General features: G+C 59.4%; 11 protein-coding genes and 1 pseudogene. 10 read left to right on the top strand and 2 right to left on the bottom strand.

The genetic code is table 11. From position 1 onward, the window contains the following. The first annotated feature begins 132 nt into the window (after window positions 1–132). Genes prfA through G518_RS0107435 form a run of 5 tightly spaced genes read left to right on the top strand, consistent with a single transcriptional unit; the run spans window position 133 to window position 4,211 of the window. Window positions 133–1,215 carry a peptide chain release factor 1 gene (prfA, locus tag G518_RS0107455; protein WP_028601991.1) on the top strand — a complete coding sequence of 361 codons (1,083 nt, stop codon included), beginning with the start codon at window positions 133–135 and terminating at the stop codon, window positions 1,213–1,215. A 28-nt stretch (window positions 1,216–1,243) separates the two neighbouring features. Beyond that, window positions 1,244–1,609: a BON domain-containing protein gene (locus tag G518_RS0107450; RefSeq protein ID WP_028601990.1), complete on the top strand. Its 366-nt coding sequence runs from the start codon at window positions 1,244–1,246 to the stop codon at window positions 1,607–1,609. Then, on the top strand, window positions 1,606–2,460 hold the full coding sequence (gene prmC / locus G518_RS0107445) for a peptide chain release factor N(5)-glutamine methyltransferase (RefSeq protein ID WP_028601989.1): 855 nt from the start codon (window positions 1,606–1,608) through the stop codon (window positions 2,458–2,460). The genes G518_RS0107450 and prmC overlap by 4 nt, the downstream gene beginning before the upstream one ends. 6 nt (window positions 2,461–2,466) lie before the next feature. Beyond that, the gene (locus G518_RS0107440) at window positions 2,467–3,411 is read left to right on the top strand and encodes an ATP-binding cassette domain-containing protein (RefSeq protein ID WP_028601988.1); all 945 of its coding nucleotides are present in this window, start codon (window positions 2,467–2,469) and stop codon (window positions 3,409–3,411) included. Between the two features lie 38 nt (window positions 3,412–3,449). Then, entirely contained in the window at window positions 3,450–4,211 is a 762-nt protein-coding gene (locus G518_RS0107435; RefSeq protein ID WP_051236209.1) for an ABC transporter permease, read from the top strand. A gap of 23 nt (window positions 4,212–4,234) precedes the next feature. Here the strand turns inward: G518_RS0107435 and G518_RS0107430 are convergent, their stop codons facing one another. After that, window positions 4,235–5,008 (bottom strand): helix-turn-helix domain-containing protein, encoded by a 774-nt coding sequence (locus G518_RS0107430; protein ID WP_028601986.1) that lies wholly within the window; start codon window positions 5,006–5,008, stop codon window positions 4,235–4,237. Between the two features lie 137 nt (window positions 5,009–5,145). On the opposite strand from G518_RS0107430, the gene G518_RS0107425 reads away from it, so the two are divergent. The 3 genes from G518_RS0107425 (at window position 5,146) to G518_RS0107415 (ending at window position 8,067) form a co-directional block, all read left to right on the top strand. Further along, window positions 5,146–6,144, top strand: coding sequence for a Bug family tripartite tricarboxylate transporter substrate binding protein (locus G518_RS0107425; RefSeq protein ID WP_084651559.1), 999 nt, complete (start codon window positions 5,146–5,148; stop codon window positions 6,142–6,144). A 135-nt stretch (window positions 6,145–6,279) separates the two neighbouring features. Then, window positions 6,280–7,248 (top strand): fumarylacetoacetate hydrolase family protein, encoded by a 969-nt coding sequence (locus tag G518_RS34265; protein ID WP_084651558.1) that lies wholly within the window; start codon window positions 6,280–6,282, stop codon window positions 7,246–7,248. A gap of 12 nt (window positions 7,249–7,260) precedes the next feature. Next, window positions 7,261–8,067, top strand: coding sequence for a molybdate ABC transporter substrate-binding protein (locus G518_RS0107415; protein ID WP_051236178.1), 807 nt, complete (start codon window positions 7,261–7,263; stop codon window positions 8,065–8,067). Window positions 8,068–8,103: 36 nt separating this feature from the next. Here G518_RS0107415 and G518_RS0107410 read toward each other — a convergent pair whose 3' ends face one another. After that, window positions 8,104–8,670 (bottom strand): DUF2889 domain-containing protein, encoded by a 567-nt coding sequence (locus G518_RS0107410; RefSeq protein WP_028601983.1) that lies wholly within the window; start codon window positions 8,668–8,670, stop codon window positions 8,104–8,106. A 260-nt stretch (window positions 8,671–8,930) separates the two neighbouring features. Here G518_RS0107410 and G518_RS0107405 point away from each other — a divergent pair, with 260 nt between their 5' ends. Together G518_RS0107405 and G518_RS40935 are read left to right on the top strand one after the other, a co-directional pair. After that, complete coding sequence (locus G518_RS0107405; protein WP_028601982.1) at window positions 8,931–9,785, top strand: 3-hydroxybutyryl-CoA dehydrogenase; 855 nt, start codon at window positions 8,931–8,933, stop codon at window positions 9,783–9,785. 366 nt (window positions 9,786–10,151) lie between these two features. Further along, window positions 10,152–10,719: pseudogene (locus G518_RS40935) on the top strand (TerC family protein); the annotation flags it as partial. Between the last annotated feature and the right edge of the window lie 527 nt (window positions 10,720–11,246).

Below are 11,246 nucleotides of genomic sequence, written 5' to 3'. Positions count from 1 at the left end.
TCAAAAGGCGCAAATATTTGCGCCTTTTTTTCTGGCCCCTGTACGTGAACTTGCCGGCCGCCTTCATGGCGCGCCAATCTGCTGTGAAGCCCTCTTCCTGGCTAGGCAAGCATCACGGCTTGCTTCGTGCAAATGTCCCCATTTCTTCGCGTCCAACTCGCTCGCTACGCTGAACGCCTCGCGGAACTTGATTTCTTGCTTTCGCAGCCAGACATCATGTCTGACATGGCGCAGTTTCTGAAACTCTCGCGCGAGCACACTGAAGTGGCGGCCTTGACCAGTCGCTGGCAGCGCTATGTGCAGCGCGAAGCTGATTTGTCTGCAGCCAAGGAAATGCTGGCTGATCCCGACATGGCCGATCTGGCGCAGGAAGAAATCGCCGCCAGCGAAGCAGAACTGATCGATCTGGATGCGGAATTACAGCGCATGCTGTTGCCCAAGGATCCGCAAGACGTTCGCAACGCCTTCGTCGAAATTCGCGCCGGTACCGGGGGTGACGAATCCGCCTTGTTCGCAGGCGATCTGGCGCGCATGTACATGCGCTACGCAGAAAGACAAGGCTGGCGCTGCGAGATCATGAGCGAATCACCCAGCGAAATTGGCGGCTACAAAGAGATTGTGATCAAGGTCGAAGGCAATGGCGCTTATGGCCAACTGCGCTTTGAATCAGGCGGACACCGGGTGCAGCGCGTCCCTGTAACCGAAACCCAGGGCCGCATTCACACCAGCGCCGCTACGGTGGCAGTGATGCCGGAGCCAGACGAAGCCGAAGCGATTACGCTGAACCCGGCAGATTTGCGGATTGACACCTTCCGTGCGTCTGGCGCGGGCGGGCAGCACATCAACAAAACAGATTCTGCGGTGCGGGTGGTTCACTTGCCTACGGGCATTGTGGCGGAATGCCAGGATGGCCGCAGCCAGCACGCCAACAAGGCGAAGGCGCTGCAAGTGCTGCAGGCCAGAATCCAGGAAAAGGAACGCAGTGAGCGCGCTGCCAAGGAAGCGGCCACGCGCAAGGGGCTGATTGGCTCCGGTGATCGCAGCGACCGCATCCGCACGTACAATTTCCCGCAGGGGCGGCTCACCGACCACCGCATCAACCTGACGCTCTACAAGCTTTCCTACATCATGGAAGGCGACCTGACCGAGGTGATCGGTGCGCTGCGCGCCGAGCGCGAGGCCGAACAAATGGCAGAGCTGGAAGTCAACGCTTGAGAACGTTCTAAAGTAGGAGTCCTACCCTATGCAACACCCGAAAGCCTCGTTCGCCCTCCTCTGCGGCGCTGCGGTTCTGCTGGCCGGATGCAGTGGCGGCACGCCCTGGGGCGCTACGCCACAGCACATTCCCCTGCCGCGCATTGACAACATCGCCGCCACGCTGGATGCAGGCTCCACCGCCGGCTCACAGCGCCTGGCCGAACGCGTTCGCACCACGCTGGCAGCTGAGCCGCGCCTGGCCAGTTCCAGCCTGCGTGTAGAAGGCTTGGAAGGCGGCGTGATTGTGCTGAACGGCTCCCCACCTGGCGCTTCCGAGCGCGATCTCGCCGTGCAGACCGCGCGGAAGGTCGCGGGGGTACGCGATGTGGTGGACCGCATGGCCAGCCCTTGAGCTCGGTCTTGCTGGCTGAGGCGCTTGCGCAGGCGCAAAGCCTTGGGGTGGCGCGTGAGGATGCGCGGATATTGCTGCTGCATACGCTGGGGCGCCCGCTTCACGACCGGTCCTGGCTTGTGGCGCATGACACCGATGCTATGCCCCCGGATGCCATGGGCCAATACGAGGCCTTGCTTCTGCGCAGGCTGAAGGGCGAGCCCGTGGCCTACCTGACTGGCCGCAAACCCTTTTATGGCCTTGAATTGGCGGTGGACTCGCGTGTGCTGGACCCTCGCGATGACACCGAGACCCTCATCGACTGGGCACTTTCTCTGTGCCCCTCCTCGTCGCGGCCGGCACCCCTGCGCCTTCTCGATCTGGGCACCGGCAGTGGCGCCATTGCTTTAGCACTTCGCAGCCAGCTTCCGTCGGTAGAAATGACCGCCATAGACCGCAGCGAAGACGCGCTCGCCGTGGCAGCGGCGAATGCCGAGCGGCTAGACCTTCCGCTTCGCCTGTTGGCTGGTGACTGGTTCGCCCCTGTACAGGACGAACGGTTCGACCTGATCCTTAGCAACCCACCCTATATCTCTGAGAACGATCCTCACCTGCGTGCGCTGGTGCACGAGCCGCGCGCGGCCCTGGTCAGCGGCCCGGATGGATTGGACGACATCCGGCATCTGGTGGCCCATGCGCCGGCGCATCTGCTTCCCGGCGGCTGGTTGCTGCTGGAGCACGGCTGGGATCAGGCCGAGGCGGTGCGCGCGCTGCTCGCGGAAGCAGGCTTCACGCAGGTGCAATCGCGGCGTGACCTCGCCGGCATAGAACGCTGCTCCGGCGGATGCCTAGACAGTTCCAAGGCAAAATAGGCCGCTATGAATGTCCCGCCTCTTCTGGATGCCCGAGGTCTCGTCAAACGCTATGGTGAAAACCGCGTAGTCGATGGGGCTGAATTCTCCATTGCACCGGGCGAGTGCCTGGGTGTGATCGGCCCGAACGGCGCTGGCAAGACCACCACCATTCGCATGTGCCTGGGACTTACCGGCCTGGATGAGGGGCAGATCCATTACTTCACACAGGAAAACGGCTCCTCGTTGAGCATGCCCCGGGATGCACTCGCCATCAAGGCGAGGCTGGGCGTGGTGAGTCAGTTTGACTCCCTTGACCCTGATTTCACTTGCGCCGAGAACCTGTTTGTTTTTGGCCGTTATTTCGGGCTGGGGCGTGCTGCGCTGACGGAGCGCGTACCGCAACTGCTGGATTTCGCGGCGCTCGGCCACAAGGCGAATGCCAAGCCGGGCGAGCTTTCCGGCGGCATGAAGCGCCGCCTGTCTCTAGCTCGTGCACTAATCAACAACCCGGATCTGCTCCTGCTGGATGAACCCACTACCGGGCTAGACCCCCAAGCGCGCCACCTGATGTGGGAGCGGCTGCAGATGCTGCTGCAAAGCGGCAAGTCCATCCTGCTGACCACCCATTTCATGGATGAGGCCGAACGCCTTTGCAATCGCCTTCTTGTGATGGACCATGGCCGCAAGATTGCAGAAGGCCGGCCACGCGAGCTCATTGCGCAGCACCTTGAACCCGAAGTGGTGGAGGTCTATGGGCACGGGGCGCTGGCACTTGCGGAGTCACCCCTGTCGCAGCATGCTGCCCGGGTGGAGCGCAGCGGCGAGACGATTTTTTTCTATACCCACCATGCGCGGCCCTTGATACAAGCTCTAGAAGCGTATCCCCAGTTGCGCATGCTGCACAGGCCGGCGAACTTGGAGGATTTGTTTCTCAAGCTCACAGGCCGCCAGATCCGGGAGGACGGTTGAATAACGAAGCTTCCATCTGGGCACCTCCGCAGCTGACCATGCGCTGGTGGCCTATTTTTCTGCGCAACCTGCTGGTGTGGCGCAAGCTCGCTGTGCCCAGCTTGCTGGCCAACATTGCCGAGCCGCTTATCTGGCTGGTGGCCTTCGGGTATGGCCTGGGGGCGCTGGTTGGGCAGGTGAACATTCAGGGTCAGCAGGTGCCCTACATCCTGTTCCTGGCCAGCGGTTCGATCTGCATGAGCGCCATGAACGCAGCCAGCTTTGAAGCGCTGTACTCTGCCTTCTCGCGAATGCATGTTCAAAAGACGTGGGACGGCATTTTGAACGCCCCTGTGAGGCTGGACGACATCGTGCTCGCAGAAATGCTTTGGGCAGGGTTCAAGGCCTTGTTTTCTGTGACGGCTATTTTGTGCGTCATGTTCGCGCTCTCCATCAGCCACAGCCCGAAGTTGCTGGTCGCGTGGCCGGTGCTGCTGGGCGTGGGCATCACCTTCAGCTGCATTGCACTGATTTTTAACGCGCTGGCCAAAGGCTACGACTTCTTCACCTACTATTTCACGCTCGGGCTCTCGCCGATGATGTTCCTCTCCGGCGTGTTCTTCCCCCGTGAGCAGTTGCCCGGATTCGTGCGGGCCATTGCAGACTGGTTGCCACTGTCAGCGGCGATTGACCTCGTGAGGCCGCTTTTCCTGGACCAATGGCCCGAAAACGCCTGGCGCCATGCTGCCGTGCTGGCGGTCTACACCATCGCGGCTTTCTGGATAGCCCTGGCGCTTACGCGCAAGCGTTTCAAAGGCTAGAGTGTCGGCGACCGAAGGCACCTTCAAGGCGTCCCAGATGCTGAGATTCGCCTGAGGATCTCCTGCGCATACTCTTCGAGCTTGCGCTGATGCGAAACGAGGAGGTTGGCTGTCATCAACCTGCCGAATGTGGTCAGGCCCAGTACGCCCAGAATATCTTTTCCTTGGCCAATGGGCACTGCGATCGTGGCGCTTTCTCCATTGCGCAAGGGTAGTCGCAGCCCATACCCCTGACGGCGCGTTATATCCACCTTTTGCAAAAACAGCTTTTGGATAGCCTTGGGGTTCTGGGCTTGCGTCATCAGCGTCTCCACCAGGATTTCGCGCTGAACTTCATCGCAATGCGCCAAGTAGGCATTGCCCATGGCTGATTCAAGCAAGCCCAAGCGATGCCCTACCGTAGTGGCCTGCACTGCCAATGGGCTGTAAGGCATGGTGCTGAAGCGAACCAGGATGTTGAAGTTATCCAATACGCCAATCGCAAGTGGCCACCGGATCTTCTTCGTGGTTTGCCGAAGATAGGGCGCGGACACTTCCAGTAGCTGGCTGCGTTCGGTGTAGCCGCCAGAAAGCTCCAGAACTTTGGCCGTCAGCCTGTAGGTCTTGCTGCCCGCATCCACGGCAACAAAGCCAGCGCTCTTCAGAGTAGCCAGCAGCCTGTGTACGGTGGCTTTGGGAAGCTGGAGCTTCCTGTGAAGATCACTGATGGCAGAGGCATCGTTCTGGTTGAGCTCCCGCAGCAAATCCAGCACACGGACCACCGCCCTCACGTCTCCCACATCGTTCGCCTGGATCATCGGATACCTCGCAGCCTATTCGTTCCACCACGCGGAACAACTCAAGGAAAAAAGCTGAGTTTAGCCAAGGCCATCCTAAAGTCGCCGCATGGGGTCTTCGGTCATGGGAGAGCCCAAAACTAATAGGAGACATATTGATGACACCCCGCTTAGGAACGTATTCCCGGTCTATCTACTTAGGGCTCAAAATGGCCCTGGCATTCGGCATGCTCAGCGCGTTCGCGAACGCACATGCCCAGACGTTTCCTGATCGCCCCATCAAGTTGGTCGTGGCCTTCGCCGCCGGTGGTGCCAGCGACGCCCTGGCTCGATCAGTGGCGCAGGAGGCCTCCCAAAAAATTGGCCAATCCATCGTGGTTGAGAACATTGCGGGCGCCGGAGGAAGCGTGGCCGCCAGGACCGTGGTCAGGGCGCCTGCGGACGGCTACACGCTGATACTGGGAAGCCCTGGCAGCATGATCATCAACCCTTTGCTGCAGCCCAATCTCCCCTACGATCCTCAGCAGTTCACGCCAGTCAGCTCCCTTGCCCGCATCAGCTACGCGCTCATGATCCGCCAAGGCTTGGGCGTGAAAAATGTCAGCGAACTGGTGGCTCTCTCCAACTCCAAGCCAGAGGGCCTGACCGTGGGCTCGGCAGGCACAGGCTCGAACACCCACCTTGTCGCGATGGCGTTCATGGCCAGCACGGGCGCAAAAGTTCACCACATACCGTACAAGGGAACGGCACCGGCCCTGAACGACTTGATGGCCGGGAACATCGACATGCTGTTCGATTCTGTTCCAGTGGTGATTCCTCAACTGCAGAACAACAAAGTGACCGTCTTGGCGGTAACAGGCGCTCATCGTGAGAGCGCCATGCAGCAGGTGCCCACCATTGCAGAAAGTGGCTGGCCCAAGTTCACGGCCAATAACTGGTTCGGAATTTTTGCCCCGCCCAAAACACCTGCCGCTGTGGTGGAGAAGCTCAATCAGGCGTTGAATGCTTCCCTGCAAGACCCCGGACTTCGCTCACGCCTGCAGGCCAATGGCAACCGGCCCGAAGGAGGTTCCCCAAGCGACTTGAACAAGCTGGTGCAAGACGAAAGAGCCAGCTACCAGACATTGATCAAGCGCTCGAACATATCGCTCGAATAGCGAGCACAGAGTAAACAGGCAAGCAGCAGAAATACCGCTGCCTGCGTGTAAAGCGTCTCCCCACCTCCCTTCACCCCTCACACATTTACGCGACGGCGCCAGGGATGGCCCTGCGCCGTCCAGAGAAAGAAAGACATGAAACTCGCAAGCTTCGAATACCAAGGTGTCGCCGGTATTGGCATCGTCAGTGCTGACAACGATTCGATCTCTCACCTCAACCCCTTACTTGTGCAAAAGCTGGGCCTTGGCCACCAGTGTTCGATGATGGACCTCATCGAACACGCACCAGACTTCGCGCAGAAGCTTTCTGATTCGGAGGTGGCCACCGCCCCCAAGCTACCCATGGCGTCTGTGCAACTCAAACCACCTGTGCGGCGCCCCTCCAAGATCATCTGCCTGGCACTGAACAACAGCGCCAATAGTGACCGGATCATGAAAGGCCCCTCCAGCCCTGCGTTTTTCACCAAACCCGCCAGTGCGTTGATAGGCCATCAGGAAGCGATTGAGATTCGACCCGAAGATGGGCGAACACACCCGGAGCCTGAGCTAGCCCTGATCATTGGCAAAGGCGGCAAGAACATCCGCGCGCAAGACGCCTACCAGCACGTCTTCGGCTACACCGCGCACAACGACATCACCAGCGTGAAGATGCGCACTGACGACACTTTTTTCTATCGTGCCATACACCCCAAGAATGGCACTCTGGAAATCGAATACCTGGATACCTGGGTCACCTACTCCGGCCGCTACAAGGGAACCGACACTTTCAGCGCACTGGGCCCCTGGCTGGTGACCGCAGATGAAATCAGCAACCCCCATGATCTAGACATCGCCTGCCACCACCAGGGCACCTTGATCACCTCTGACAACACTCAAAACCTGACCCACAAGACACCGGAAGTCATTGAATACGTGTCGCGCTACGTGAGCCTGTGGCCAGGAGATGTCATCTCCCTGGGCACCGCCTTGAAAAAGTCAGGTGGGGGTGGCGCTGTTCAAAACATCGATCTCTTCAACTCAGGCGGCCCGGTATCCGTGACCATTCAAAAGATTGGCAAGCTCGAGAACCGCGTGAAACGCCTCGAACCGCAGCCTGGCCAATAAATGCGAGGCCCTATGACATATAAAACTCTGACGAGCGCCATACTGGGTGTCAGCATCGTCGCGCTTGCGGCTTGCTCCACCGGGGCCGCGAACACCGCAAAAACAACTGCACAACCCGTGTCGTTACTCGCATCCGGCGCATTCACCGACGCCCACGCTGAACTTCAACCGCTCTATCTGAGCGTAGTAGGAGCCCCTGTTAAAGCCGAGTTCGGGTCCTCTTTGGCTTCTGTCAGTACATCCGTGCCTGCGCGCTTACAGCGCGGCGAGAGCGCAGATGTCGTTCTGATCTCAAAGAGCACGCTAAATGATCTTGTTCAGAAGGGGCAGGTGCAAGCGGGAACGCAAGTGGACCTGATGCGCTCATCCATCGGGTTGGCCGTTCGTGCCGGAAGCCCCATCCCCAGCATCAAGACGGTGGAAGAGTTCAAACAAGCCTTGTTGAATGCCAAGTCCATCGCCTACTCAGCCAGTTTGAGCGGCGTTTACTACGAGAAAGAACTGCTGAAGCGGCTCGGGGTGGAGGCGGCCGTCTTGCCTAAAAGCAAGAAGGTGATTGGCGAAAAGGTGGGGCAAGTGGTCGCCAGGGGCGAAGCCGAGATCGGAATACAGCAGGTCAGCGAACTGGTATCAATCTCGGGAATCAGCCTGGTTGGGAAAATTCCTGAATCAGTTCAGCAGTACACAGTCATGTCGGCGGGGATTTCAACCAAAGCAGCCAACCCCTCAGGCGCCAAAGCGCTGCTGGATTTCTACAAGAACTCTCCGGAGGCTCACAAAATCTATGTGCGCAATGGGCTGGAGCCAGTTGGAAAGTGATCACGTGCGGGAAAGCATGCCTTTCCCGTGAAAGGGCTATTCGCCCGTGCTCACGGCCGGCACATACTTCTCCGGCCAGTGCACTTTCACCACCGCCCGATGGCGGCTGTAAGCGTAGCAGCTGTCAATTTTGGTGGCTCCGCCATCCGCGACCAGCGTTTTGAACCGCTCAGCGTCTGAGCCCCAGATACCTTGCAGCCCCGTTGTGGCCATAGGAATCAGCATTTCCATGAGGTGGGTGCAGCTCGCAGCCCCCCTCAAACGCTCCTTCACCTTGGCAGACCAGCCCCGCGCCAAAGGCTCGCCCACCAGCACGGAGAGCGTGTCCTGAGCTCCCTTGCAGATATCGTATGGCGTGACATCCGAAGCTGCCTCTATCGCCCTCACGATATAGTTTTCGTCCACCGTGAGACGAATCCAAAGGTCGTGTATGGGCTCTCCGGCCAGCACCGTCTTGGGAACGACCAGTGGCGAGAATTCGAACGGCTTGGTGTCCACCAGACGGGCTTCGACGTCGAACAGCCCGTCATCCCGGGCATAGGTTTTCATGTCGATCACGCGATGGTGAACTTCGCGTCGGGTAGCAGGTGCAGTCAGCGGCATGGCAAATACATGAAGTGGATGTACCAAAAAATCGCCCTCACTCACCCTGCCCAGGACGGCATAGTTTGCATGGATACGATTATTGAAAGGGTCAAGGATACTCCCGTAACCCCAAAGTGCGCATAGGCGGCCTGCTTTTGTGAGATACGCCGCTAGTCATCAGTCACCTTCGAAACGCCGTCGCCCTCGGCATTGCTCTAATATTCGCAATGGTGCCGGCGAGGTTCGCCGGCGTTTTTTACTTCACTGAGAACACGAATATGAGCATTACCACCGTTGGCATCGTTGGCGCTGGCACCATGGGCAATGGCATCGCACAGGCTTGTGCCGTATCTGGCGTCAACGTCGTCATGGTCGATATCGCGCAGGCGGCCGTCGACAAGGGCATCGCAACCATAGAAAAAAGCCTGGATCGCCTGCTGCAGAAAGAAAAAATCACCGAAGCTGACAAGGCCGCGGCACTCTCCCGGATCAAAGGCAGCACGAGCTACGACGCCCTGCAAGGCGCTCAGATGGTCATTGAGGCCGCCACCGAGAACCATGACCTGAAGAACAAGATCCTCAAGCAACTGGACGATCTGCTGGCGCCCGATGTCATCATCGCCACCAATACCTCTTCCATCTCCATCACGCAATTGGCGGCAGTGACCAAGCGTGCGGACAAATTCGTTGGCATGCATTTTTTCAACCCAGTACCGATGATGGCGCTGGTGGAAATCATCCGCGGCCTGCAAACCTCCGACACCACACACGATACGGTGAAAGACTTGGCCGTGCGACTGGGCAAATCGCCAATCACGGTGAAAAACGCGCCTGGTTTCGTGGTCAACCGTATTCTGGTGCCCATGATCAACGAAGCCTTCTTCGTTCTTTCTGAGGGCTTGGCCACACCAGACGATATTGACGCGGGCATGCGACTGGGCTGCAACCACCCCATTGGCCCTCTGGCACTCGCCGACATGGTGGGCCTCGATGTGTGCCTGGCAGTGATGGAGGTGTACCTGGAGCAGTTCGGAGACAGCAAGTACCGCCCATGCCCGCTGCTGCGCGAATATGTGGCTGCAGGCCGCCTGGGTCGCAAGACCGGGGAAGGCGTGTACAACTACGCGAAATAAGCTTTCCGTTCAGGCTGAACACTCCCCAGGTGCCTCTCGGGAAAACCCGAGTGCTACGGCATCTGGAGGGTGCTCTAATGATGTTGAAAGAAGGGGAGTAGCTCTGCACCACGCCGTTGTGTGATGTGCGTGGCATACGGCAGGTTGGCAACACAAAGCGCATCGTCGCTTCCGGCCTGCTGGGCGGAGGGGTCACGTCACGTGGCGCATCCGCCGAGCAAGACCTTTGATCACACGCCCCGCACAGGGCGGCTGATCCGAGTCGTTTTTGCTTTTGGGCTTGGCCGTTCGCAAGGCCTTTCGACAACAGCAACATCTCCAGCCGTACCAGGCGGTTCTGTCTCGCTTGAGTGAGGTTTTGCTGTCATGGAGTTTCTTTCTGCCCCCTGGTGGTCTGCCTTGTTGGCCATCATCCTGATCGATTTGGTGCTAGCTGGCGACAACGCGATCGTCATCGCGCTTGCGGCGCGCAATGTTCCCAAGCACTTGCAACAAAAGGCGATCGTCTGGGGCACTGTTGGCGCCATCATCGTGCGCACTGCCATGACTTTGGTGGTCGTCTGGCTGCTCAAGGTTCCGGGTTTGATGCTGGTCGGTGGCCTGGGCTTGCTTTGGATCGCCTACAAGCTGGTGGCCGCCCAGGGTGGCGAGGAAGGTGAGCACGGCCCTGCCGCCAGCACCTTCTGGGGTGCCATGAAGACCATCGTGGTGGCAGATGCGCTGATGGGCATCGACAACGTCCTTGGCGTCGCAGGCGCTGCGCACGGCGCGATGGATCTGGTGGTGATCGGCCTGCTGATCAGCGTGCCCATCATGGTATTTGGCTCCACCATGGTACTCAAGCTGGTGGACCGGTTTCCGATCATCATCTACCTGGGCGCAGCAGTGCTGGCATACACGGCGGCTTCGATGCTCGTCGGTGAGCGCCTGCTGGCCCGCTGGTTTGGCACCCATGAAGCCCCGGTGGAGTGGGCTCGCTGGAGCGTGATCGTACTGAGCATCGTCGGGGTGCTGGGCGCCGCTTGGCTGTCCAAACGAAGGTCTAAAGATGGGCGCACCGACGCGCTCCAGACTGATCATGAACTGAAAAGTCCGCCTGCGGCCAGCCCGGCCGCAGCCGTTCCCGGACCGGTATCGCCGGTTCTTTCAACCCTGAAGCAGGAGTCCAGTATGGAAACCGTCATTCTTTATGTCGACGACGCTGCCCACGCAGCCGAGTTTCTGGCACGGCAGCAAGCCGCACCTGCTGGCAAGGCCATTGACGGGCCACGCAGCTGGATCTTGCTGGGCTGCGTACCCCCACTGACCAAGCATGCCAGCCAGTGGACGAGTGCTGAAGCGCGTCAGCAACGGCGCGAAGACTGGCTCGCCGAGACGCTCAACACTCTGCGGCCGCTGCTGGAAGCAGATGGCAGTGTCGTGAAAGCCAAGCTGGCTCAGCTACCTCTGCTGGATCTCACG

Origin of the sequence: Ottowia thiooxydans DSM 14619 (assembly GCF_000422885.1) — a bacterium.
Classification (GTDB): domain Bacteria; phylum Pseudomonadota; class Gammaproteobacteria; order Burkholderiales; family Burkholderiaceae_C; genus Ottowia; species Ottowia thiooxydans.
Note: the sequence above shows the minus strand (reverse complement) of the source record. Positions and strands in the feature narration are given on the sequence as shown.